This is a genomic window from Pedobacter africanus, assembly GCF_040548825.1.
In the GTDB taxonomy this organism is placed as follows: Bacteria; Bacteroidota; Bacteroidia; order Sphingobacteriales; family Sphingobacteriaceae; genus Pedobacter; species Pedobacter africanus_A.
The window spans coordinates 222,864-248,462 of sequence record NZ_JBEPSL010000001.1; the positions used below are offsets into that span (position 1 = coordinate 222,864).

Annotated in this window: 25 protein-coding genes; 11 read left to right on the forward strand and 14 right to left on the reverse strand. The window is 39.4% G+C overall.

Annotated elements, in window-relative coordinates; translation table 11 throughout:
• Window positions 1-1,362, forward strand: coding sequence for a RagB/SusD family nutrient uptake outer membrane protein (locus tag ABIE26_RS00910; protein ID WP_310141108.1), 1,362 nt, complete (start codon window positions 1-3; stop codon window positions 1,360-1,362).
• Window positions 1,362-3,872 carry a S9 family peptidase gene (locus ABIE26_RS00915; RefSeq protein ID WP_310141107.1) on the forward strand — a complete coding sequence of 837 codons (2,511 nt, stop codon included), beginning with the start codon at window positions 1,362-1,364 and terminating at the stop codon, window positions 3,870-3,872. Before ABIE26_RS00910 ends, ABIE26_RS00915 begins: the two co-directional genes overlap by 1 nt.
• Before the next feature lie 279 nt (window positions 3,873-4,151).
• Here the strand turns inward: ABIE26_RS00915 and ABIE26_RS00920 are convergent, their stop codons facing one another.
• The 6 genes from ABIE26_RS00920 to ABIE26_RS00945 form a co-directional block, all read right to left on the reverse strand.
• Window positions 4,152-4,541, reverse strand: a complete 390-nt coding sequence (locus ABIE26_RS00920) for a hypothetical protein (RefSeq protein ID WP_310141105.1) — start codon at window positions 4,539-4,541, stop codon at window positions 4,152-4,154.
• A complete protein-coding gene (locus tag ABIE26_RS00925; protein WP_310141104.1) occupies window positions 4,538-5,104 on the reverse strand; it encodes a peptidoglycan-binding protein in 567 nt (188 codons plus the stop codon). Before ABIE26_RS00925 ends, ABIE26_RS00920 begins: the two co-directional genes overlap by 4 nt.
• Window positions 5,023-5,427, reverse strand: coding sequence for a hypothetical protein (locus ABIE26_RS00930; RefSeq protein ID WP_310141103.1), 405 nt, complete (start codon window positions 5,425-5,427; stop codon window positions 5,023-5,025). Before ABIE26_RS00930 ends, ABIE26_RS00925 begins: the two co-directional genes overlap by 82 nt.
• 71 nt (window positions 5,428-5,498) lie before the next feature.
• Complete coding sequence (locus ABIE26_RS00935) at window positions 5,499-6,146, reverse strand: DUF6266 family protein (RefSeq protein WP_310141101.1); 648 nt, start codon at window positions 6,144-6,146, stop codon at window positions 5,499-5,501.
• A gap of 161 nt (window positions 6,147-6,307) precedes the next feature.
• Window positions 6,308-6,925: a hypothetical protein gene (locus tag ABIE26_RS00940; protein WP_310141099.1), complete on the reverse strand. Its 618-nt coding sequence runs from the start codon at window positions 6,923-6,925 to the stop codon at window positions 6,308-6,310.
• Complete coding sequence (locus ABIE26_RS00945; RefSeq protein WP_310141098.1) at window positions 6,922-7,560, reverse strand: DUF6266 family protein; 639 nt, start codon at window positions 7,558-7,560, stop codon at window positions 6,922-6,924. The genes ABIE26_RS00940 and ABIE26_RS00945 overlap by 4 nt, the downstream gene beginning before the upstream one ends.
• Window positions 7,561-8,022: 462 nt before the next feature.
• Here ABIE26_RS00945 and ABIE26_RS00950 point away from each other — a divergent pair, with 462 nt between their 5' ends.
• The 9 genes from ABIE26_RS00950 (at window position 8,023) to ABIE26_RS00990 (ending at window position 14,010) form a co-directional block, all read left to right on the forward strand.
• Window positions 8,023-8,202: a hypothetical protein gene (locus ABIE26_RS00950; protein WP_310141095.1), complete on the forward strand. Its 180-nt coding sequence runs from the start codon at window positions 8,023-8,025 to the stop codon at window positions 8,200-8,202.
• A 46-nt stretch (window positions 8,203-8,248) separates the two neighbouring features.
• Window positions 8,249-9,196 (forward strand): helix-turn-helix domain-containing protein, encoded by a 948-nt coding sequence (locus tag ABIE26_RS00955; protein WP_310141093.1) that lies wholly within the window; start codon window positions 8,249-8,251, stop codon window positions 9,194-9,196.
• Window positions 9,197-9,331: 135 nt separating this feature from the next.
• Window positions 9,332-10,318, forward strand: a complete 987-nt coding sequence (locus ABIE26_RS00960) for a helix-turn-helix transcriptional regulator (RefSeq protein ID WP_310141091.1) — start codon at window positions 9,332-9,334, stop codon at window positions 10,316-10,318.
• A gap of 135 nt (window positions 10,319-10,453) precedes the next feature.
• On the forward strand, window positions 10,454-10,828 hold the full coding sequence (locus ABIE26_RS00965; protein ID WP_310141088.1) for a hypothetical protein: 375 nt from the start codon (window positions 10,454-10,456) through the stop codon (window positions 10,826-10,828).
• Window positions 10,794-11,231, forward strand: coding sequence for a MauE/DoxX family redox-associated membrane protein (locus ABIE26_RS00970; protein WP_310141087.1), 438 nt, complete (start codon window positions 10,794-10,796; stop codon window positions 11,229-11,231). Before ABIE26_RS00965 ends, ABIE26_RS00970 begins: the two co-directional genes overlap by 35 nt.
• Before the next feature lie 26 nt (window positions 11,232-11,257).
• Window positions 11,258-11,524: a hypothetical protein gene (locus ABIE26_RS00975; protein WP_310141086.1), complete on the forward strand. Its 267-nt coding sequence runs from the start codon at window positions 11,258-11,260 to the stop codon at window positions 11,522-11,524.
• Between the two features lie 46 nt (window positions 11,525-11,570).
• Complete coding sequence (locus ABIE26_RS00980) at window positions 11,571-12,608, forward strand: hypothetical protein (protein WP_310141084.1); 1,038 nt, start codon at window positions 11,571-11,573, stop codon at window positions 12,606-12,608.
• Window positions 12,609-12,669: 61 nt separating this feature from the next.
• The gene (locus ABIE26_RS00985) at window positions 12,670-12,891 is read left to right on the forward strand and encodes a hypothetical protein (RefSeq protein ID WP_310141083.1); all 222 of its coding nucleotides are present in this window, start codon (window positions 12,670-12,672) and stop codon (window positions 12,889-12,891) included.
• A gap of 54 nt (window positions 12,892-12,945) precedes the next feature.
• On the forward strand, window positions 12,946-14,010 hold the full coding sequence (locus tag ABIE26_RS00990) for a hypothetical protein (protein WP_310141082.1): 1,065 nt from the start codon (window positions 12,946-12,948) through the stop codon (window positions 14,008-14,010).
• Window positions 14,011-14,030: 20 nt separating this feature from the next.
• Here ABIE26_RS00990 and ABIE26_RS00995 read toward each other — a convergent pair whose 3' ends face one another.
• From ABIE26_RS00995 to ABIE26_RS01030, 8 genes are all read right to left on the reverse strand, one after another.
• Window positions 14,031-15,533: a TlpA family protein disulfide reductase gene (locus ABIE26_RS00995; protein ID WP_310141080.1), complete on the reverse strand. Its 1,503-nt coding sequence runs from the start codon at window positions 15,531-15,533 to the stop codon at window positions 14,031-14,033.
• Between the two features lie 27 nt (window positions 15,534-15,560).
• Window positions 15,561-16,946, reverse strand: a complete 1,386-nt coding sequence (locus ABIE26_RS01000; RefSeq protein ID WP_310141077.1) for a RagB/SusD family nutrient uptake outer membrane protein — start codon at window positions 16,944-16,946, stop codon at window positions 15,561-15,563.
• Between the two features lie 11 nt (window positions 16,947-16,957).
• Window positions 16,958-19,765 (reverse strand): SusC/RagA family TonB-linked outer membrane protein, encoded by a 2,808-nt coding sequence (locus ABIE26_RS01005; protein WP_310141074.1) that lies wholly within the window; start codon window positions 19,763-19,765, stop codon window positions 16,958-16,960.
• 52 nt (window positions 19,766-19,817) lie between these two features.
• Window positions 19,818-20,045: a hypothetical protein gene (locus ABIE26_RS01010; RefSeq protein WP_310141071.1), complete on the reverse strand. Its 228-nt coding sequence runs from the start codon at window positions 20,043-20,045 to the stop codon at window positions 19,818-19,820.
• Window positions 20,046-20,048: 3 nt separating this feature from the next.
• Window positions 20,049-20,270, reverse strand: a complete 222-nt coding sequence (locus tag ABIE26_RS01015) for a hypothetical protein (protein WP_310141069.1) — start codon at window positions 20,268-20,270, stop codon at window positions 20,049-20,051.
• Between the two features lie 840 nt (window positions 20,271-21,110).
• Window positions 21,111-22,613: a TlpA family protein disulfide reductase gene (locus ABIE26_RS01020; protein WP_310141067.1), complete on the reverse strand. Its 1,503-nt coding sequence runs from the start codon at window positions 22,611-22,613 to the stop codon at window positions 21,111-21,113.
• 112 nt (window positions 22,614-22,725) lie between these two features.
• Entirely contained in the window at window positions 22,726-24,210 is a 1,485-nt protein-coding gene (locus ABIE26_RS01025) for a TlpA family protein disulfide reductase (RefSeq protein WP_310141064.1), read from the reverse strand.
• A gap of 2 nt (window positions 24,211-24,212) precedes the next feature.
• Window positions 24,213-25,598 carry a RagB/SusD family nutrient uptake outer membrane protein gene (locus ABIE26_RS01030; protein WP_310141061.1) on the reverse strand — a complete coding sequence of 462 codons (1,386 nt, stop codon included), beginning with the start codon at window positions 25,596-25,598 and terminating at the stop codon, window positions 24,213-24,215.
• Window position 25,599 lies beyond the last annotated feature (1 nt).

Genomic DNA, 25,599 nt, shown 5'->3' on the forward strand with positions numbered 1-25,599 from the left:
ATGAAAAAATTAAAATATGCCATATTTATTATTGCAGTATTTATAATTACTTCTTGTGAAAAACTAATAGAAGTCGACATTCCTAATAATCAAATAGATAGAACGGTTGTGTTTAAGGACGTACAGACAGCCAATGCTGCATTGGCGGCATTGTATGCTGATGTAATGAGAAGTTCACCTATTGCCGGGGGAGATCTCGAAGCTTACCTAAGTGCCTATACCGATGAACTGGATGACTTCACAACAGTTGCATCTGATAGTAGAGATATCTTCCTAAACCAGCAGATAGATAACAATAGCATTGTATATAATGCTTGGACTGGAGCTTATAAACATATATATTCTGCCAATTCCATTCTGGAAGGTGTTGCGGGATCAACTGGCATAACAGCTTCGGATAAGAAGTACTTAAGAGGTGAGACCTTACTGATCAGAACCATTATGTTCTTCTACCTGAACCAGCTTTACGGTGATATTCCTTATCCCGAATCCACCGATTATAATGTGAATAACAGTATTAAGAAAACAGCTTCTGCCCAAATGTTGACGTATATGGAAAGGGATCTTACCGAAGTATCAGCGCTCCTTCAGAATGAATACAGGAATGCCGAACGTATCTATCCCAATCGAATGGTTGCCAGGTTACTTCTTGCAAAGATTTATATGTCCAAACAAGAATGGGAAAAGGCCGAAGCTGCCTTAAAAGAAATCGTTCAAAATCCTATGTACGTTATGCAGCCTGAGGTAAGCATGGTATTTCAAAAAGCCGGACAACACATTTTGTGGCAGTTAAAGCCCCATAATAATGCTTCTTTAAGACAAGCGACAGGTTATTATTTTACAAACTCGGTGCCTAATACCTGGGCTATTTCAGCATCTTTGATCCATTCGTTTCAGTCAAATGATCTGCGCTGGCAGAATTGGATTGCTCCAGTTACCTTTAATGGAAATATCTATTACAGGGTAGAAAAATACAAAAATCGAAGCAATACGAATACAAACGAATACTCTATTGTATTCAGGTTGGAGGAGGTGTATCTGTTACTGGCAGAAGCACTGGTACAACAGGATAAGATTGCCGATGCATTACCATATGTGAATGCTACAAGGCAAAGAGCACAGCTTTCCCTGCTAAAAATGCCCATATCTAAAAATGTGTTGTTTGATGAAATTCTGCTTGAAGATAAAAGAGAGTTTTTTGCTGAAATGGGTCATCGTTTTCTGGATTTAAAAAGATTGGGAAAACTCAATACACTTATAACAACAAAGCCCAATTGGAAGGATTTTCACAAACTTATGCCAATACCACAAAAAGAAATTCTTCTCAATGCTAACCTTCAACCACAAAATACAGGGTACTGATGATGAAATATATTTTGTTAACACTTATGTTTGCCGGAAATTTACTGGCTCCGGTAAAAGCACAATCTGACACGATAGCCAAATGGAGGGATAAATTTGCAACGCTAAGCGGCGTTCCAATGATTTCGCCCTATGGAAATTGGATTAGTATTCATAAAACTGATAAAACGGATGGAAACAGCTCTTTTGTTGTTAGCACCAAGGCTCCTACAAAAACTGTACACAAGATATTACATTCTAGATTAGTCTTTTTAAATGAAGAAGGAGTATTGGGACAGACAGGACCAAATGTTGAATTTCTAAATCTCATCACCGGTAAAACCTATAAGTACGATAATATTGAAAAAGCTTATATCCTGGAAAAACTTAATAGATATGCGCTGTTAACCAAAGATCGTCAACTTAGGATCTATAATACCTTAGGGAAGGAGCTTTTGGATTTTACAGAAGTAGAAGGGGTGTTAATAACCGATTCTAAAAGGAAACTATTCCACAAAAAAGAGAATGCCGGAAGATCAGAGATTATAGAGATTTCCGGAGATAAAGAAAATGTTATTTACACTACGCAGAACCCAATCCGGAAAATAGAACTTAATGCTTCTGTAAAACAGTTGGTCATTATAGAAACGACAACACACGATGACAGATTGGTTGTACTGGATGTCGAAAATGCTGGTAAAAAACTGTTGGAAATGGATATTCCTAAGAAGTCGATGGTAGAGCTTTCTCCAATACAAGAAGGGAAATCATTCCTCATCAGTGCGAGAGTAGTTTTTACCGAAGAAAAAGATCCTATAGTAGAAATTTGGCATGGTAATGATCCTTATGTTAATGAACATTATAAGATGTTTGTTCATAAAAAATTCTGGATCCTGAATCCGAAAAATAGCAAATTACAAGAGATAAAGGTGCCGCAAAATAATGAAGTTAATTCTCTTAACAACGATCGGTATTTCCTGACTTACCTCCCTCGAAAAGGTCATAATTTTATTACCAGCGAACCGGAATTGAATGAAGCTAAAATTTATGATCTGAAATTAAATACCTCAACTGATTTAGGAAATTTAAAACTAGTAAAAAGATTGGCTAAAGAATGGCCTTTGCTACTTAATCATGAAATTTTCTGCTCAGCAGACGGAAAATGGTTTTTAGGTAGTAATGATGGTGGTAAATGGATATTGTATAATTGCAATGGAAAAAAAGAAGCGCTAATAGAAAGAACAGATCTGGAACAACCCGTGTTCTCTAAGAATGGGGATTACATCTATTTTGAAAGCAGTAATGATCTGTGGAGTTTTAATATCCAACAACAGAAATTAACCGCTCTAGGAATCGGAAAGGGGAAAATGACAAAAATCAGAAATTATATTTCTGAAAGAGATGGATATGCAATGGCTTCATACCTGCCAACAGAAGACCTTTTGGCTGAGGTTTATGATAAAGAGAATAATATAATCTCTTACACACTGTTTCAACACGGGAAGTGGAAACAGGTTATTCCACCAACGGAAAATAGATTAACTAACAATAGTTTGATGTATGATCCTGACATGAAATCTTTTTATACACTGGAAGAGAATTTTAATCTCCCGCCGACGCTGTACAGTTATAATACCCGAGGACAAAAACATTTGCTTTTTGACGGCAATATTAAAGATAATGGAGTGAAAAAGATAAGACAGAAGATTTACAGCTATTCAGCAGTTGGGAAGAACCTTAGCGGAATTTTATATTATCCTGTCAACTTTGACCCTACTAAAAAGCATCCGATGATAGTCCGTATATATGATATGCAAAGACATCTTTCGAACGGCTATCTTTCGCCGTTTAAGGTAATGCCTGAAGGCTCCCAGATAAGAACTTTACTTGAACAGGGTTATTTTGTCTACCTCCCTGATACTACTGTCGGTGAAATGGGTCCGGGGCTTTCGGCATTAGAATGTGTGAATAATGCATTGGATGTTGTGCTGAAAAATCCAAATATCGATCACACCAAAATTGGTCTATGTGGGCAGTCTTATGGTGGCTATAAAACCAATTTTATTTCAACTCACTCCAATCGTTTTGCAGCTTACGTATCTGGTGCAGGTATAAGTGATATTATCACTAATTTTTATTCATACAGTTATGTCTGGAATAAACCCTTGTATTTTATATATAATACAGTTTATCAGATGGGAACAACCCCTGCTGCTGATAAAGAGAGATACCTGAAAAATAATCCCATTCTTAATGTTGAAAAAGTAAATGCACCAATACTCCTATGGGCAGGCAAGAAGGATAAGAATGTTCCTTATACACAGACGATGGAATTTTATATAGGACTTAGACGTTATAAAAAAGATGTTATCGCCCTATTTTATCAAAACGGAGACCATTCATTTCCAAGCGGCACTCTCGAAGAAAAAGATTTAAGCAATAAAGTACTGGATTGGTGGGATTATTTTTTGAAAGACAAAAAGAATGTACGCTGGATTGATCAGCAAATTAAGAAGGATAATCCTTCTTAATTTGTTTTTTTAATCTTCTAAAAAACATTTCCAATCAGGCATATCTTTATAAAATGACAGCAATATATTTATCTATGTCTCTTTGAAAGGCTTTTGATTCAGAATAAATGGTAAAAATTGTACATCTACGACTTCGTTGTCCATTATTCTATATCCCACAGCAGAGGGTCAGTAAATCCTGGGCGAAAATGTATGGAATAAGCTGAAAGCCGAGCCATAGCCCGGCTTTCAGCTTATTTTGAGATTGCAGACGATTTGTTTGCTTATCGGGATTTTTCTTTACTTTTTGGCTCCTCTTTGTCTTCCGTAAAACCATATCATAACAATTAATAAAAAAAACACTCCTGTATAAACCAAGAACTTATTTGGTTCTATCTTTTTGATCTTGTCTTGCTGTTTGCTTTGTTGCTTTTCTTGTGTCCTTAACTTGCCGGATTTAGCCTGTTCCCCTTGTTCTTTAATTTGTTGGAACTGGTAAAAGCTACTGTCATTCCAGTATGTAAAAACGCGGGTTTCTTTATCGGCACGTTTCAATATCAGCTGGCTTGATTCCATTTGTTTAGATGATGACTGTACATCTTTGGTTGTGATTTTGTTTGTTTTTTTGAACAACGCACACCCAGAAAGAATGATAAAAAAGAATGTAAATAACATATATAGCTTTTTCATTTTGTACCTTCTCTCTTCCTAATCCAATCTGAAAAACTGTGAATGGTTTTTACATGTCTTAGCCGTTTATAGACCCCATCGCCGTCTCGATCTCCAGATGGGTTGGTGTTGGCCTCCACCGTGGCAATCCAGTCGCCTTTACGGCTATCAATAAAACCGCAGTGGGCAATTCTTTTTAAGGAAGGAAAATAAATTCCAAAAAGGTTTGCGGGCACAATATCCCTTACCAATCGGCTATTAGGGAACAGTGCTGGCGACCAGCCTGTTCGAGGCAGGGCATAACCTGCCTCTTTGAAAACCCAGGAGATAAATGCTGCACAATACGGCTGGCCTTTAGGTAAGCCAACCGTTGCCAGATAGTCTTCAATTCGTTTACCATCATTGTTTCCACTAGCTTCGCGAACGCCAATTTCAGCCCTGGCTATTCGCAACACGTCATCCCGAAGGAAGCGCAACGATGAGAGATCTTTCGACGAATCTGCTAACAAATTGCGTTCAGGCACAATGCTCCGGCCAATAAAAGCGAAGCAAAACAAAGCCAGTATAATTTTAATTGTTCCCATGATGTAAGTGTTTTAAATCGTTTAACCATATGGTCTTGTTTGGGCAAACCCAAACACATCCAGAATTTTTGCAATAGCCACCAGCTTAAAGCAACAATTGCTATAAAGCAACTGAAAGCAATCAAAGCCATCAGCCATATATTTGGGCCAATAAACCCTTCTGAAGGATCTGTGCTTACAATCCAGTATTGCAGCACAAACAGGAGCAAAAGCAGTAATGCCAAAATCCGGTACAGTGAATGGCTTAAAGAAGTTTTATGCGAAAGTTCCGTTACGGGGGTACTTTCCTGAATATTTTCTTTCAATATTTTTAAAGTATTCATGATGTTTAGTTTTTGATTGTTTATGGAAGAAAGCCGCCGGCGTTAACCGGGCAGCTTTCTATTAATTCTGCTTACAGTACAGTGAACTCACCAATATACTCGCTGTCTGATACCAGCTTTTTATGGATAATGGAACTGAAACTGATGTAGCAATGTACCTGGTCGCCGCTGTAGTCGGGCGGCACAATCAGGTTGTAGCCCAGGGCAGATCGTGCTGCTGCAGATGGCAAAACCACAAAAGTGTCTTTTGTTGGATTGTACACTACAACATTTGCCCTGTCGGTAGCATCCTTGTATTTGCCATCCGGTACCGTGTTTAGCCAGGTAAAGTCAATCCGGGCTGCGGCAGTAATAGCCACCTGAATGCCATTGGCCAACAGCAATTTGCCCTTGTTAATCTTTACCTTGGTGTAATCAATGGTAAAGTTTGGGGCAACACCAGTTATGGCATTGCTCAAATGATAGGCAACCGCCTGGTTCATGGCACTTGTAGAGCCACCGCCAGAGCCGAAGCCCATGTCAATGAAGCCGGACAGGCGAGCCACAAAGGCAGTGACCATTCCGAATTTAAAGCGCTGGTTGATCTGCAACTGGGTAGCTGCTTTGTTACTTGCTCGGGGTAAACCCCTGATCACATCTCGGTTGCGCCAGTAAGCTCCTACAACGCTGCCTGTCTTGTTCCTGAATCCACCTAGGATTCCTTGTCTGATAATTCCCATAATTTTAAGGATTAAAAGGTTAAAAAATCTGTTAATTGGCTCAAAGGAATACAATTTGGAAGCCTTTGGGTAGTGTATGGGGGTGCTGGCACCCCATACCTTAAACAGCCAAAAAACATATCAGCGAACCTCAAACGCAATAAAATTTTAGTTGAAAAAACTCAGGCCAGGTCAAACTCTTTGTCGAGTAGTTTCAGCATCCTTACCAGTGCGGCCCGTACTGTTTTAGCAGTGGCTTGTACAGTCTGGTTGTATTTGTTGGTAAAACTATGCTCGGATATCCTGTCACCGGATATCCCAGGCGTTTTAAAATGCCTGGCAACAAATAAGAACAAATGCGATTTGGGCTCTGCTACTACAACACCAGCATTAATTAGCAGCTTAAAAAAATAGGCCAAAGCATCAACAGAAAAGGCAACTGTTATGCGATAATTCTCTGAAGATGGAGGTGCAAGAGCTCTGCAGTAATGCTTGAAACCATCCGATTTGAAGTTAAGCCGTACCATTAATGCAACCAGTTTTTCAGTGATTCCTTCTTTAAATTCATTTTCGCTAAGCTGGAATATCCAGATCTGAATGGCCTGAAGGATGTTGATCTCCTTGTAGCTACCATTTCCAAAGGCAACAAGCCTGGTCATTTTACCGGCAAGAATGGCCTGTAAGGTCTTATCTACCCCGGCTTTGTCCAGAACCGAAAGCATTTTGTCTACCTGTGCCTCAATTTGTTTGGCTGCACTAAGGTAAAGTACCACAGCGGCAGCAAATTTAGTTACTTTCATGGCAGTACCCTCCCCATATAAACACTATCGGCTATTCTTTTCCTGTCGGTCGAGGTTATGCTCAGATATACTTCCAGTTCCTTTCCAATGAGTTGCTGATCAAACTGAAAACTATAATGTAGAGCCGATCTTTTAACTCCACCTATAAAACCATCGGTTATTTTAAGTTCAGGGCTATACAAAACAAGCATCAGCTGATCATCAAATGATGCGGTGTATAGTGTATTTTGTTGCCATGAGATTTCAATGGTATCGGGAGCAGCCAGCGCTATCACCGGATGCTTTAGTTCGGGAAGATCTCCTTTGCTGATGATAAACCTGCTATAATCAATTGCAATGCTGGGGTAAACGCCAGTAAATATTTGAAAGTTTGCTGAAAAGGCAGCATTGATTTCGGTTTTCCTTATCGCCAGCTTCAGAAATCCTACTGTTAAATAGGGGTGAAAGGGTACGAGCCATTGCTGCACAAATTTGAATTTCTGTTCGTTTGCCAGCTGTGCAGCGGTTCGGTGTGTTTTTACAGTTTTGGTTTTGTTGTGCTCGCGCAAATACGCAATCCCCTTCCAGGATGATCCTACAACAGGGCCCAGTTTTCCCCGAATCGGGCCCAATATTCCTTTGATTAATTTTGCCATGATGTTTGTGCTTAATGAAAGTTTAAGGATTAATTTGCCGCGGTACATTTAGCGTTCCTATGAGGAAGTACTTTGTACCGGCGGCCTTGCTACCAGAGCAGTAGCAGAGTACTACCCAAGTAGTATCTGAGCAGTACAGGCAACAAGCCTGAACAAAACCATTCTATGGAGCAACTGATTCATACCCAAATCTATTGTCAGCTTAGAAAAAACGGGTCGCAAAATAAACCTTATGCCGCATTTGTCGCTTTATGTATCTTTTGGTAGTTTTCAAACCTTTTGGCACAAAATGGACTTTATGTCGTTAAATTAGGCAGATACACTATTTGAGATTTGATTAACTAACTGAAAATCATTATATTGTGTACTGATTATTTTTAACCCACTGCCCGGTTGGGTTCCGTAAGGGATAATGACCTTGCGCTAGCGCTACCTTATTGTTGCGGTATAACACACCTTAACATGGAAAGACTATGTATTTATCCCAAAGAAGCCGCCCGGCTTTTAAATATCGGGGATAGGCAAGCACAAAGACTGTTCAGAAACATCCGTTTTGCATTAAACAAAAAAAAACATCAGTATATTACTGTAAAAGAATTTTGCGAGTATACCGGCATCGATGAGCGGTTCATTGTTCTTTAAGGTTAATTTATTATATTTACCTTTAAATTGACCCGATCTCTCTGCCATGAACAATATCGACCGGCTTCTGGAAAAGCTCAACAAAATGGTTTCTCTGTCAAAAGTATATGAAGAAAAGTTACGGCCTTTACCAAAATTTGCCATTAAAAAGAGTGGCTATAGGTTTATAAAATCCGGAAAGGTAGTTAGAGGGTCATGGCAACTCATTTCCGGCTACGTAATTGCATTTACAAAAGATGCCAACGGTAATTTATTGGCTATGAATATCTACACTTCGGGGCAATTTTTTACGGAAATATCTAATTTGCTTAATGAGCAGCCTGCACTTTATGAATTTGTTGCTATTGGTAAGGTGCAAGCGCTTCAAATGACGCAGGTTCAGTTTAAAAAACTAAACAAATATCCCGAAACCGGTAAGCTTTGGCTTGAAATCAGTATTAAAGAATATGACCGCGAGGCTTTGAAAGATAAAATGCTTTTGCTACCCAAAAAGGAACGCATAATTAAGTTCTTTCAGGATTATGATATTTTTGACTTGCCAGATAAATATGCAGCTAATTTTTTACGAATACCCCTGGATGAGTACCTGGAGTTAAAAGTAATGCTATTGGATTCAGGTGAAATTAAGGTGCCTCTGCAAAATGTTAAGCCAGTTAATCGTACATTTAAGAGGCAAAGTGTTTATGAAGTAAAACAATATCTGAAAAACAATTATGCCCGGCAAGAAGGCAATAGTGTCAATGAAATTGCATCTCACTTTAATACCAGTCCAAAAACATTGGCCAGGGCATTCGGGGAGGTTTTAGGTACCAGTGTGCATAAACTACTTTTAAGGATACGCATGGAAAAGGCATTTTCTCTTATTGTCGAAAATAAAATCCCATATAATGAGGTGAATCTCGAGGTAGGCTATAAGGATATCTATTATTTCAATAAAGCATTCAAAAAGTATCATGGGTTTTCAGCTAAAGAGGCACCTTTCAGGAAGCTTTAACAATATGCTTACGCTGTTTTAGTAAAATTATAACCCTTATTGCAGTTTTTTATTCAAAAATTGTCCCATATCTACATTTTTTTCGATTAACAAAGTAGGGAACTTTGGTTTAGCCAAAACTAAATTAAATGCGCTATGCAATCACACATTACATTAGACCTTGTGGGTGCAGTTATTAAAACCCTCCAGTTTAACCAGCTTCCTGAGTTTTGTATGCCATTAAAATGTGCACTTGCGCAATTGATATCTATAAGAGAAGGACAGTTTTGCAGACAATCTTTCAGCAATTACTTTGCTCATATTGATTTGTTTGAGTACATCCTGGAAAAAGAATTTACGCTGGATTTTAATGTTCATACATCTGGCATATTCATATTACTTATGCTTCAGGGACATTCTGTATTTACAGATCCTGCAAAGAACTTCATCACCGAAGCTCAGGGAAACAGCTGTTCAATTCAGCATGTTGGAGAGGGGATTTACAAGCGTACTTTGTTTAAAGGCGAGCATAAGATACTGGTTTTAACTATACGTCCGGAATGGTTTGTGCGGATAACTAAAAACTTTACTCAATTCAAACCTTTGGTTGAAAATTATATAAGCCCTGTCAAACCCATTTATGCTTTGCCCGGTTGCCCGATAACATCAGCCATCTTAAAACCCTTAAAAAAGTTTCAGGAGCATGATGGGAGCAATGAAAAAGAACTCAACAAGGCAATGCATGATTTTTCAAGTGAAGTAATTTACAATTATCATCAAATGCTCGTTACCGGTCGTTTGATGACGGACGCTTTGCATGAAATAAAAGCAAAGGAGATTGCAAAGTTTATTCGGGAGAATTATGGTGATGGAATTGTTGATAATGTGGCGCGGCTTGCTTCGATGTTCAACGTATCTGAAAGATTGTTCTCCCATTTATGCAAAAAGGCTTTCCAGAAGTCGCTTCACCAATATGTGATCGATTTGAGAATGAATTACGGATTATTCTATCTGGTTACAACCACAAAATCGATCTCTGAAGTTGCATTCATGGTTGGATATAACGATCCGGGATATTTCAGCAGGGAATTTAAACGATACCATAAAATAGCACCTACAGAAATACAAGCTCTGCTCTTATAATGATTTAGAATAACAAATACTGTGAAAATCCTGCAAATATTTAATACAATGGCGTGAAAGTTTGCAGAATTCTACAAGTCGCTCTCAAAAATACTCTTGAAATTTGACATTACTAACCAAATAAAAAACAGAAGAATGACCAAAACAAACCGAAAGAGTCTAAGCCCAACCCAGACAGCGCTAGCTGGGAAAGCTATGATCCCTTACCATGTGTCTTTAACTAAAACAGAAATGAAGCCTATTGAACTTCATCCCGTTGAAAAAGAAAGGCGAACTGAAGAATTTTTGCTGATGGCCCATAAAGAAACTTATTCCATTCATGGTGTTTGGAACGAAGACGATGCTGAAATCATCAACATTCTGCTCATGGCTCCAAACCGCAAGGAAGCATTAGCGCGAGCTATCGCCATTCGGGCCAAGTTGCTGGATGCGTTAATGTGGAAGCGTACCGAGTACGGAGAAATAAAATGGAACGATGATGAAAAAGATTTTGAACCTGATCAGTTATAGCTTTATACTATTGTATTTATACGCAGCAGCTAGTAAACTGATGGGTTTTCAGGAGTTCAAGGTACAACTGGGCCAATCGCCAGTGCTTACAGGTTATGCAGGTATAGTTGTGTGGTTAATTCCAGTTGTTGAAATTGCTATAGCAGTACTGCTGGTTTTCCAAAGAACGTTGCTGGTCGGATTGTATGCTGCCTTTGGCCTGATGCTGATGTTTATCGGGTACATACTTGTTATCCTGTATTCCGGTGAACAGATACCGTGCAATTGCGGCGGTTTGCTCGATGCAATGAGCTGGACACAGCACCTGGTATTTAACTCGGTATTTGCAGTGTTGGGGCTAATAGGAATAATATTATACAACGTATTCATGAATCAGGAGAAGCTGAACAACTGTAAAACATAGTAAGCATTAACCAAATTTAAACGAAAATGAAACGATCATTTTTAACATTCGTTCTGCTGGCAATAGTTGCTGTAGGCGGGGTGTTTGCTACACAGAAGGCACCGGTAGCACAAACACCACTTAATTCTTATGTTTATTACATCGAAAATGACTGTGATAAACCCGTAATCTGCAGCACAGAATATGAAGGGCCGGTTTGTGCCGACGTTTACTCTGATGTAACGGTATATAATTCTCCAGGATGTCTGGGTGGGCATGAGGTGACAAATGTCCTGGGCAGGCTGCCATTGTAATCAATTTCAGGGAAGCGGCCTGCTTCCCTGATTTATCCAACCCAATATGAAAACGCTGTATGGCTTATTGATTGCGCTGCTGATTAGCGCAGGTGCTATTGCTTTGCTTTGTTATTCGCCAGAAAGGCAGGTAAAAAACGGATTTAATAGAAAGGATATTTACATCGCTAAAAAACTGAACGAACTGGACATGAAATACAACTCCTACTTTATTAGCGGTCTAAGTGACAGCCGGATCTTCCTGGGGAATTACAACGCTCCGCTCAGGCTGTTCGGCTGCTCATACAGCTTAACCGATACGCGATATGAAAAGATCCCTTTTACCTATAGCAGCAAAATAAACTGGCAGTTGGCCAAAATGCAGGTTGATAGTCCGTGGTTGTATTTAACTGAATACAAAACACCTTCATTTGTATCAGCAAAAGTACCTTTCAAAAATGAAAGAAACCATATTCTACAAAGTATACAGGCTGAACTGATACTAGCCCTCTCACCAAATAGCGTAATTATAAACGGCTACGATGCAGAATTAAAACAAAAAGTGCTGCAAAAGATAACATTACAACCTAAACTAAACCAAACCAATAAACACGCGCACCAATCGCAGCAGGATGGGAGTTTCTCTATTGATGGGTTCATGTTCCTGAATAAGGAGAAAGGTACCATCCTGTTTGTGTATTACTACAGGAACGATTTTGTTTGCCTGGATACTAATCTGAATTTACGGTATACCGGAAAAACCATCGATACCAATTCAAAGGCTAAAATAAAAGTAGCAGAAATAGAAAAAGATGGCAAAAAGCTTCGCACACTGGCGGCTCCACCACTATATGTAAACAAACGAGGGTACAGCAATGGCAATTACATTTACATCCAATCGGCTTTGATGGCCGATAATGAAAACAAAGAAAAATTTAAGCAACATGAGGTAATAGATGTGTATCTGCAGGATAACGGAGAATATAGCCACAGCATTTACCTGCCAAAATATAAGGATAAGAAACTGACCGGTTTTGCAGTGCGTGGAAGAGCATTGATAGCCCTGCACGAGCGGTATTTAATAAAATATTCTATTCGCGATTGAATCGGGAGATGCCGAAAACCCGAGCAAACATAGTAGGCATTTAACTCTAACCACTTTTATTATGAAAAAGTCGTTTTTAACACTGGCGCTTTTGGCAACATTAGCCGTAGGCGCCGCAACTGCACAGGTTTATGCACCACTTGGTACAACCCCGTTACCTTGTGATCCGGGATTCTTTACCTGTGCAATGTATGCCGGAACTACGGAAGGCTATTCTGATGCCTATCCAAATCAGGGAGATCACAATAGGGTAGACCTTATTGAATACTCCCTTAATTTTTAATAACCCAGCTGGCCTGCCTGCAATTGCACACAGGCCAGTTGCTAACGCTATTGAATGATGAGAAAATTATTATATATAACAGGAGGAATTGTATTGTCTTTTGTTGCGGTGTTTCTGGGTTCTAAGCTTTTTAAAGCAGATAGAAATAAGGGCTTTCACAGAAAGATAATCGAGCAGGATTTTTATATCGCAAAAGTGCTTCAGCTTCCATCAGGTGCCTATTATTTTGTTGATCACGCAGAAAGGGGTCTGTACCTGAAGGACTTGAAACAAGCAAACAGCCTGTTCATAACCGGCCATGATCTTTCCAGGGTACACAGGGTAAATCTAAGCCCAATACCTGGCATTGATGATAAGCGAAAAAAAATAAACATCGGGGTTTCCGATACGATTATACATGCAATAGATCATAAAACCGGACAGGTAACCCTCCTCAATAAAATGACCCGTAAAATCAGGCGTTTTAAAGAACCGCAGGTCAGGATAGACAATACTATCTTGATCTCCGATCAATCGTTGATTGGGAGGAGTACCATAATAAATGGTGCTATCACGGGCAGACAATTGATAAAACTTAATTATTCAGAGGCTAAAACCAAAAATACCTTTCAGTTGGAAAAGCAGGTAGACGGGTACTTTTGTACAGACGGCTTACTGAGATATGATCCTGCCGCCGGCAGGCTAATTTATATGTATGTTTACCGCGGAGAATTTCTTTGTCTGGATACCAATCTGAACCTGCTTTATAAAAGCAAGACCATAGACACGGTGAGCAGGGCCGAAATAACTGTCAACAGGAAGGTCAATAATGGTCAGTTGGTTTCAGTTACCCAGTCAAAACCACCAAAGCCGGTAAACCGAAATCTTATTGTCCATAGGAACCTCGTTTTTATGGTTTCCACAATTAAAGCAGATAACGAAGCCAAAACCGATTTTAAAAGTAATCAGGTTATAGATGTTTATGCTATCAATAGCGGCAAATATTTATATAGTTTTTATATCCCTAAATATCTGGGACTAAAACTGAACGATTTTAGAATAGCAGATGATTTTATGTTCGCTGTTTTTGGCACTAACCTTGTAAAATTTAAATTTAACAAGGCGGCGTTATTGCTATAAACACCGCCTTGATACTTCGCCTATAGCATCAGCGCCTTGTTTATGAGGGTAATGATGGCGTCGGGTTTGGGGTTGATGTTACTTGCATATATTTTTCCGTTTTTATCCAGCAGGATCAGGAAAGGAAAACCAGAAATTCCATAATGTTTAAAAAACGGATGATCTACACCAAGCGTTGAGTTCAGGTTCAGGTATTCCTGGGAAGTATATTTGCCACTTTTAACGCTGTTGAGCCACTGGCTGTTGTTTTTGTCAATACAAAGGGATATGCAGAGAAAATCCTTGTTCTCTTTGAAAACCGGGTATACCTGTTTATGGAAAATTTTATGAAATTCCATGCATGCCCCACATCCGGTAAACCACATGTCTATGAATAATACCTTACCCTTTAATGAAGCCATAGCTACTTCGCTACCGCTAATGTCTTTAAATACCCCGTTAAAGATTGGAGTGCCGGCCAGTAACCTTACTTTTGTGGTATAAGCTTCTTTAATAAATGGCTTTGTAATGTATTTCTCATAAGCTACCAGCAGCGAATCAATTACATGGTTGTCTATTGCCATTTCCCGCACAAAGCCTATTTTTTTCAGGGCCATATTGGCTATGAGCAATTCCCTGGTTAGCCCGCTGTATTTACTTTCAAAAACTTTATAGAGCGCAGGCAGATCAACTTTGCCATTGGTTAAATACAGGTTCCGTGCTTCATCTACAGCTACTGTCGCCAGGTAATTTGGGCAGTTGGCCATTAAGGGATCAAAAGGATAAGAAAAACGCTGTTTGTTTTTCAGAAAACTGGCTTTGATCAGCTCGCTTACTTCCGGGTTTTGTTTGCTGTATTTGGCCCGGTAATCGTTCATTCTCCAGGTCCATTCATGGTAAATTGCACCATAATTATAGGTCAGCATTTTTTTAATTTTCTTGCTCAGGCCAGATTGCTGAATCAGGTCGGTTTTAGCTTGTGCCGTTTCTATGGTCAGTTTTTCCAGTTGCAAAAGTTTGTGCGCAAAATTTTCAGGTTTGTCTAACACGATGTCTTTATTGATGGTTTTGCGATAGGTGCCAAATGGCCCACGGCTTGGCGCAATCTTTTCCAGCTGGTAAGCAATATTGTATTTTTCTGCGCCATACCCTGAAAAAGCAAGCTCCGCATGTTGTGTTGAATCATTCCGGATGATATCGATCTTTATCTGATCTTCTGGCTCTACCATATAGTGCAGGAAGCCTGTGCCGTTTACCGTTTTTTGTTTGTAACGGGTCCAGAACACCATGCGGCTGATACCTTCATACTTTGGAAGCTGAAAACTAAAATTTCCATCTTTATCTGTGCGTAGCCTTATCGCCTGGCCTACAACTCCTTCCGGGCAGTTTGGCCTGAAAAAGGAAATAACTACAGAATCGAAGCTGCTTTTACCGTTTTGAAGTGACCTTAGGGTTCCGCTGAACCTTGGCTGTGCATTCAATACGCCCACCATGCAAATGAGTATAAACAGGGGCGCTACTAAAGTTTTTTGTATGAATTTCATGTTCGTTTTTTGAAATGAATATTGATTTTAGTTTTCGTAACCCTCGTTCTGGCTGATGTTGCGGTTGCGTTCTGTCTCGGCCTTTGGGATAGGGAAGAGGGTATAAGTTGCCTTCCATTTCGGTTTTATGGGAGCCAGTACAGCGGCAGACCTGCCCGCGCGTTTCAGGTCGAACCAACGGTGCCCCCATTCTGAAAACAGTTCAACCCGCCTTTCCTTTTCAATTAATTTTAACAGGTCTGTTTTGCTGATATCCGGGTCGGTGTTTTTTACGAGAAACAGGCCAGCCCTGAAGCGGATGGCATCCAGATCATCTATAGCACCCGGTAAATTGTTTTGCAGTGCCCTGGCCTCGGCCCTGATCAGCAATAGCTCGGCCAGGCGCAATACCGAAGTGTACTCGGTTACCACTGTTGATGCCCTGACCTTGTATTTGTAGGGATAATAAAAAGTGCTGTTTCCGGCAGCAATGCTTTTTGCCCATGTTGTTTTTCTCTGGTCAGCAGGTTCAAAAGCATTCAGCACAAAGTCTGGCCTTAAAGCAACCTGGCTGCCGGCAGGGGCAGTGGTTAAGTTGAGCAAAGCACCGGCAGGGGTATTGGAACCGGCAGGCGGGGCCAGCTGCCAGATGTTTTCTTGGCTGTTGCTCAGGAAAACCTGGTCTAAACCGGTAAGTTTATAGGTGGCTGTTTTTTCAATAACCCTGCTGGCATACTTTTCTGCATTGGGCCAGTTTTGCAGGTACAGGTATGTTCTGGCAAGCAGCATATGAACAGCAGCCCTGTTTGGCCTCACCCTTTCAGTTGTAATATAGGCATCGGGCAACAATTGTTCCGCCATTTGCAGATCTGCAAGCACCTGATGGTAGATCTGATTTACCTCCGCTCTGGATGCCTTACTGTTCAACTGGTAATCTGTACCCAGGTGTAAAGGAACGGGGCCATAAAGGTTTACCAGGTAAAAATAATTGAATGCCCGGGTAAAAAGCACTTCGCCTTTGAGTTGATTTTTAACGGGAGGGGTTACACCTTCAGAACGCTCCAGCCCTTCCAGTATGGTGTTGGCATTGTATATCCGGGCATACAGGGCTGTCCAGGTGCTTAAGGCAAAGGCATTGTAGCTAAGCAATTGGTTTTGTGCCAGCTGCTGGTTTTCTGTACTGTAACCTATAAATTCATCGGCCGAAAGGCCAAGGGCTACAGAAAGGCTTTGCGCACCGCCAGATGCATAACCACTGGCTGCCATTTGCTGGTAAATGCCCAGTACTGCTGCCGTAGCCAGGTCATTGCTCCTGAACACGGTAGCCGGTACCAGGCTGTTTTTAGGGGCTTCAATTTCAACCAAGTCTTTACAGGAGCAAAGACAAACACCCAGTGTTAACAATACCAGAAGGGTTATTTTATATGTATACATGATTGTTGATTTTATAGGATGAGTTTTAAACCGATGGTAAGTGTTTGTAGCGGTGGCAGTTTGCTGGCCAGGGAACCCGGGTTTTCCGGGTCCAGCCCTTTAAAACCGGTAAGGGTAAGCAAATTCTGCCCCTGCAGGTTAAGATCCAGATACTTTATTTTAAGTCGGTTAAGCCACTGTTTGGAGAACTGATAGCTAAGGGAAACATTTTTAAGGCGGGCAAAAGAATTATCGGAAACTGACTGGCTTCCTTCTTTGCTGCCAATGCCAAAATTGGTAAAACCAGCAATATTACCTGAAAATTTAGGGATGTCTGTAGCATCTCCCGGGTTTTGCCAGCGGTTTAACAGGGCTACCGGTTGATTGCTTACCGGCGAGGCGGCCAAAAAGAAGCCGGGCGAAAGACCTATTCCCGATAAGAGGCTGTTACCGTTCTGTTTAACAAAAGAAATCAGAAAATCCAGACTAAAGCTTTTATACTGAACCGTATTTTGCCAGCCCCCATAAAACACCTGACCCATAAATTTGTACAGGTAGCGGTCGGCATCGTTCCTTAATCCATTGCCATCAATGTCTTCCGCTACATAAACACCCGTCTGCGGGTCGACATAAGTGTTATAGTAACGGCGGATATCCAGTGGCTGGCCAATAATATAACTGGTTGCATTCCCGGAATTGGCCAGATCCGGATAGGACAGGAGTTTGTTTTTAGGGAGGGTAAAGTTGAAACTTGTTTGCCAGTTCCATTTTTTACTGCTGATCAGCCCGACAGAGGTTTCAAATTCTAAACCCGTATTCTGAACAGTAGCGGGTAAATTGGCAATGATGGATGCAGCACCCACGCTAGGTGGCAGGGGGGTACCCAATAGCTGATTGGAAGACCTGTTTCTGAAATAAGCAAGCTGCATATTGATCCTATCTTGTAGGAAGCCCAATTGCAGGGCGGCTTCAGCTTTAATGTTGGTTTCCCAGGCAAAATCCGGATTGGCTATCCTGTTGATGTAAATTGATGGACTGCCCTGGTAAGAGGAACTACCCGAATACAACTGCATGTATTGATAGTCGGCTATCTGGTCGTTACCGGTTATGCCATAGCTTGCCCTCAATTTACCAAAACTTAAAAAGGGCAGGTGCCTGCGGATCAGTTCTTCATCGGAAAATATCCAGGCTGCACCAACTGCTCCGAAATTGGCGAATTGCCTGCCGGGGCCAAACCTGGATGAGCCATCCCTACGACCGGTTAGGTTAAAGTAATACCTTGCTTTTAAGGAATAATTAAGCCGGGCAAATACGGCAGTGTATTTGTATTTAGTGTAGCTGTTCTCATTGATGCTGAAAACAGAAGCAGACGAAATGTTTTCCATCAGTTCATCACTACTGAAATTAGCGGCAAAAATATTCCGGTATTGTGCCGTACTTTCCTGAAAGCTCAGGCCTGCTAATGCGTTCAGTTTCCCTGCGCCTATTTTGTGCTCGTAAGTAAGTTGTGGCTCTGCAACATAAGAGCTGTTGGAAATATTGCCGAACTGGCTTTGCCTGTTGGCAGGGTTAGGGTTGGTTGCCGGGTTACGGGCGGCGTTAGGTAATTTACTGAGTTCTTCCCGTTTTAAAGTAGTATAGCCAATACTGGCTTTTAGGATTAAACCCTTCAAAATACGGTAACTCAAATCGGCATTGGCCAGCAGATTGTCGCCTTTTGAAACAGTGGTGTTCAGCAGGTTTGCAATTGGGTTGCTACCAATTGCAAGGTTATTGTGGTACCAGTGCAGGTTGCCATATTGGTCATAAACATCGGGAGCGTTGGGTGTACGTACAATGTTGGTAGTAGGTTCAATAGAAGGTAGGTTATTGCTGCTGTAGGTGTAGCTTGCAGTAAAACTTGCTTTAAAAGGGCTTTTTGCCCCTCCGAAATTGATATTGCTGTGGGCCCCGCCTCTTTTGAAACCGAAACTGCCGGGAAATACTGTGCCTTCGGTATAATAGTTTGCGCCAAGCAGATAACTACTTTTGGTAGTTCCACCCGAGATTTTAACGGCACTATTGCTGATGTTGGCTGTTCCACCAATGAGCAGGTCCTGCCAGTCTGTATATTTATCCTGGTCCCATGCAGTAAGGTCCATATCTGCTGCAGAAGGGCTTAGCCCACTGTTCTTTAAAGCTTCGGTACGCATGGCAAGGTATTGCCGGGTATTCATCAGCTGGAGTTTATGGCCTAGCTGAGCAAAACCATAAGATGTACTTCCTTCTATCCGGATTTCTCCCAAAGCGCCTTTCTTAGTGGTAATCAGGATAACCCCATTGGCGCCCCTGGAACCATAAATTGCCGTGGCATCCGCATCTTTGAGTACCTCTATGCTTTCAATATCAGCCGGATTGACCAGGCTTAAAGGACTGGCATCCCCTAAAATAGAAGAGTTTGCTGTATTGATGCGGCTAGAGGGGTAGGTTACCCCATCAACAAGGTACAAGGGTGCGTTGCCGCTCGAAATGCTGTTGCGACCCCTGATCTGTACTTTGTAACCACCACCGGGAACACCGGTTAGCTGCGTGATCTCGAGGCCTGCCACCCGGTTTTGCAGCGCTTGCAGCGGATTGTTAATAGGCTGCTTTTCTATTGTTTTGGCGGTAATTTTGGTGATGTTCCCAGTTAGTTCCCGCTGCTTAACGGTGTAGTAGCCTGCATTTATGGTTACTTCGTTAAGAACTTTGGTTGTGGTATCCTGTTTATTGTGCGGCTGTTTGGCTTGTGGATGCTGCGCCAATGCTGTAAAATTTAGGCAAAGCGCGGCCAGCACGATTAATTTTATCGTTTTTTGCATACTTAGTTTATTTATGAATAGTTACAGAGTTAGTTGAATGTTGTCAGTGTGGCTAAGGCGGTTCCCCTACAGCTAATAGCTGGTCGTAAGTTATTCCGTACAGCTTGGCTATTTTATGGAACATCATGTCGGAAGGGTACAGGAAATCTTCTTCCAGAGCCACATAAACATGCAGTGTTAGGTTTAGCAAACCAGCAGTTTCGGCTTTGGATCTCCGGGCTTTTTGCCTTAGCATTGTTAATTTTTCGCCAGGTGTGTGTTTCATGAACTGAAGTTCCATAAGTTATGATTTAGCTGTTCTGAGGGTTGAGGATAGGATATCAATATTGAATAGGGAAGTATTGTCGTGTAGAAACCCGATCAACTCCTCATAAAATATCAGCAGCTTTAAGCGCTGGTTTGTATCCAGCGTCTCGAGGTTTAATGCATATAGGCTTTTCAGGAACAATTCAATGTATTGCTGGCAGCTTTCCAGCGAGTAGGTGATGGTTTGGGCTTGGCTCATGGTCATTTTCAGTTTTAATTTGGTTAGTTTAAAGCTTAAAATGAGCCTCGGAAGGGATTTAGAAGAGTAGCGTTGGAATCTATTATACTTTTAGTTTAGAACTGGCAAGGCTTAAAAGCAAAGATGCACTATAGCGGGCTCTAAATACCGCCCAACCAGGCTTCTCACGGCCTCGAGCACGGATTTACAATAGAGCCCATAACGCTATAGTGCACCTTCAAAAGTACAACAATATTTGTTATGGGCATTAATCTATTGTCTCGGCTCTTTATTGTGAGAATTTGGTTGGCGAGACTCTTTATTAATACCTCATTAAGAAGTAAGTTATATGTTACTGTTGGTTTTTATTTCATTGGCTGTTCGTTTTGTTATACGGATTATTACTAATAATCAAATATATTAAAAATAACTAAAACAACCAAATATTTCTTAATGATTAATTTTGTGTGTTTATTTCTTAAAAATTGGATGTTTGTACAGAATTTTGATTGAACGCATTAGAAGGCTTGATTTTTTTAGAATTGCGTAACTTACAATTGAAGTGTATAAGAGTGTACTTATTTAAGTAACTAGACACAACTCAAACAACATAAAATTAAAAGCCAAACCAGTGGCTTAACTGCTTCCAAACAGTTATCTTGGATTACTTTCTCATACTATTTCAGATATTAATTTTGGCGCTTTTGTTCAACCTATATTTATGTCACCAAAAGGTTAAAAAAATAGCTGAACACGCTTCCCGACATATCATAATAATTAACAATTAAAAATTTTCTCTTTACCGTACCAGAACTTGTACATTGCCAAATCGTAATCAATTTACTTCTTTACTATATTTATTTATATATTCTGTTCTATGAAAGAAATTAATTTTTTTTGATCTTTTTCATTGTATGGTTTAATGACAGCCGTAGTTATCACCTTTCCGTCTTTTCCAATCATAATGAGTGTAGGATATTTCATCACTTTGAAATTTTTAATAATTGGATGGTCTGTTCCTTTGCCCTGTGTAAATAGATCAATGCTGTATTTATTGGTATAAATTCCTTCTTTTACACTACTTTTCCAAGTTGAAAAATCTTCATCCGCGCTAATACTTATAAAGACTACATTTTTGTTATTTTTAAAATATTCTGCTACTGGTTTTAAATTTTTTGCCATCACCATGCATCCACTACAACCTGTAAACCAATAATCCATGAGTATAAGCTTTCCTTTGAATTCTTTTAGGCTTCTTGTTCTATTATTGAAGTCAGGTAATTGAAATGCGAATGCTTTACTCCCCTCTGAATTAGTATTCTTTAGCGAGAACAATAAGCTCCTACAATCTGGGTCTTTGATAAAGCTTAGTGTTCTCTCAATTTGATCTGACACTTTTGGTAAATCACTAAATCCTCGAATTAAATATTGGGTAACAGCTCTATCCCTTAATATTCCGTTAAATTTTTGTTCAATTTCCTGACTTCCATTCTTTGTTAATATAGGATCTCTATGCATTGCTAAAGATTCAGCAAATCCATCAGTTTTTCTCAAATATAGGGATGATAGATAATATAAGTACTCTTGCGAATAAGCTAGTAATGAATCGGGTATTCTTGAAAAATCGCAAGCTTCTCTATTCCTATAAATATTAGTTAAAGAATCTCGAATATTTCTTTTTTGAGTATCATCTGAATTTGAGTTGAATCCATTGTACATTCTGGTAAAACTGCTCCAAATTTTATTCTCTGTTTCAGCTAACAAATTACCCATTAAAACATTATAGACTTTATTAGATAACTGTGATTTATACCAATTCAGAACTTCCTGACTACATTTTGAGGAAGCATAAATTCGTTTTAGGCTGGAATGGGCGTCTGGAATATAATTTGTATAATACAACGAGTCTTTCACTAATTCCCCACCAACCGAATTGTATTTCGATCCGGTATTGGGATAAGGAAAAATTTTAGAGATTCTATCCATATCATACCTACATTGATACTTCTCAGAACCTCTTCCTCTAAACATCACTTTCTCAGGCTCTATGTAAACTTGAATACTATCCCCAGGTTCAGCTATGTAATTTACTAATAAATACCTGTTCTTTCCCCGTAGGTTCAGATAAAAAAACTTTTCCTCATTTTCTGGATAAATTTCAAAATGATTGTTACTTAAGCTATCTTCAAGTTTTATAGTTTCAAGTGCTCTAAGCGACCATCCATTATGTTGATATTCTATTGAAATAGTATCTTTTACGATAATTGGATAAATTACGTCTATATGTATCGTTCTGCTTTTGTTCTGTGCGGAAGATAAAACCACACAAAAGAAAGCAATTGTAAAAAAAAATATTTTTTTCATTGTTAGTGGATCTTTTGTTAAAATTTGATTTAAAAATTTCTAATGGCGGGATTGGATAGGTCTATCTGTGATAATTACCAGAAAGACTATCCAACTTCTTTATTTAAAAAAATTATATTTTTGCTAAATTTCTCTCTATTAATTCAATCAATTCTTTCGCTTTGCTTGGAGCAGTCCAACCTGGTCTTGGCGGACTTCCAGTTATAATTTTTCCATATCCATCTATTAATAACAAATTTGGATAACCTGAAAAGCCGTAATGTTTGATTATTGGGTGTTTTGACTTTAGACCGTTTGTATAAAGGTCAATGCTACCTTCGTTACTGTATAATCCGGATTTGACACTTTTCTTCCATCCCTCGAAATCTCCATCAATACTTACTCCTACGAAAGCAACATTTGAATTATTTCTAAAGTGGTCTACAACAGGCTTTAAAGCTTCGGTTAATTGCTCGCAACTTCCGCATCCGGTAAACCAAAAGTCCATAAGAATAACTTTCCCTTTAAAGTCCTTTAAACTGACATTCTTTTTACTAGTGTTCTGTAAAGAAAAATCGAATGCGGGTTGTCCAGGCGCCAGAGCGTTAACCTTCGTCAATAGCAACTCTTTACAGTTTTTGTCATCAATCAAAGGAAGTACGTCTCTTAACCAATTTACTAGATTAAGATTTCTTAAAAAAAATACTGTCAAGAGCCTGTCCCTCAAAAAACCTTTAAAATTGTTTTTTAAATTATTGTAGGAAGCTATATCTGAAGAAGAAGTCTCAAAACTTAAAAACATGGCAGAGGAAGCCAATACCGTGTCGGAAAAGATTCTCAAGTCGTATTTTCTCCGTGCGGAATACAGCTCGGAAACTTTTTTTAAGAGCTGTATTCTATTTGTCTCATTGGTATTATTCTCTCCATAAACGCTTTTTACTTTTAGGAGCAATTTTGTACTCGCATCTTCTGATTGACTAACAATATTTGCTTTGATGAGGTTATATGCGAAATCAGAAAGATTTTCTTTATGCCACTCCAACACGTTCAATGCTATCTCGCTTGCAGTATAAGTGCTTTTTAGATTTCTTTTAAAATCCTTAATAAGGTATTCAGTGTAAGGATCATCAAGGACTACCAGCTTACTAATACGCGTTTCTTTAGGTGGGGTAGACATATCCCTTGGAATAAACTTCTTTGCCTCCAAAACATCATACTGACATTGAAATTTTTCATGCCCACGGCCAGTAAAGTACCATTTATCATTATATAATGTACACACTATGCTATCTCCAGGTTCGATAATAAAATCTTCTATACTTAGATCTCTCTTAAAGTTAATAGAAATGTATGCCCCTTTTTCGGTGGGTAAAAATGAAATATGGAACAAATTGTCTTTTTCTGTTCTTTCCATTTGTATATTGGGAATTTTATAAAAACGAGTGGACCAAAGGTGATTTTTATAAGTTACCCATACCTTATCGGCGGTAGAATTACTATCTAGGATAACACGTACTTTAGCTCCAAGACTAATTTGTTTTTTTAATTTCTCGGCCTTAGCTATTACACATAGTTGACAAATAAACGCAACTAGGAACACTTTAATTATATTTTTCATTGTTAGCGGATATTTTGTTCAATATTTGATTTTAAAATTTCCAGTGGAGGAATCGGATAAACATACCTAGGATCATTAGGCGGTAAGCTATATATTTTTCCATTGACAGTCTTTGTTAACGTGGTTGCAAAGCGAGGATCTTTATTAAACCGCCTTAAATCTTCCCAGCGTGTATTGGATGTAAATGGCAGTTCCTTGCGTCTTTCGGAGAGGATAAGTTTTAGTGCTCCTTCTTCATTCGATACTGAAGGCGATTTGTAAGCCACATTTCTATCCCAGCGCATTTTTAATAATTGGTCTAAAACGGTGATCCCACTTTGAAGATCTCCAAGTCTAAAAAGACATTCTGATTTGATAAGGAACAATTCATTCGTTGCAACTCCTGCAAAATCGCTACTACTGCCATTTTGATTTCCTGTAAAAGAAATGTTTGGTAAGATTCCTCTATAGAATATCTTTTTCCTTAAGTCGCCAGCAGTATAAGAATTGAATAAATCTGGAGAGACAATCCGTGTTGATCTTGAACTTACCACCGCATATCCAGTGTTAGTTGAATAGAAAATAATTTCCGGATTATTTGTTCTGAAATTTGGAAGAGAATAAGTCGTAGACGAACTTAAAGTATTGTAATCTATAAGCGTGTTATTTGTCGCCAAAACCTTTTCTGCATATTTTAGTGCATTCTGATAATCTCCCATAACAAGATATGTTTTAGCCAGCAGACCTGCTGCTGCTGATTTTGAAGGCCTTGTTTTATAAGACGGTATTTCTGGAAGTAATTCTTCGGCCACTAGAAGGTCCTTAAGTATTTGATCATAGGTTTGCCTCACAGTCGACCGGGTTGACTTGATATTTACGTCCGAACTTAATCTTATAGGAATTCCCAAATCAGAATTAGCTTTTTCCGACTCAAAAGGCTTACAGAATAATTGAGCAAGATTGTAAAAGACAAAGGCTCTGAAAAATAAAGCGCTGCCTTTAAGACTATTCCACTTATTCCGATTCACTTCATTAACATTTATTTTCTCAACTCCCTCTAAAGCTATATTTGAATATTCTACTATTTGATAGGGTTTTGACCATTCCCAGATCGGGGTTGTTGTTGAACCTTCGTAAATATCTGATGTCCATGAATACATGTTCTTTACCTTGGTATCAGAAATAGAATTGAATGAATCATCACTAATGATATAATTGTCAGCCCCAATTACACCTAGCGAAGGATAATATGTATTCATGATGTCGGTATTATCAAGTATTGCCTGATAGTCCTCTAAAGTACTTGGAACGACATCAGATTTACTAGATTTCTTATCTAACCATTCATCTTGTTTTTTGCAACTAAGTAATGAAAGTGATATCATTAAAATCAATGTTAATGTTTTCATT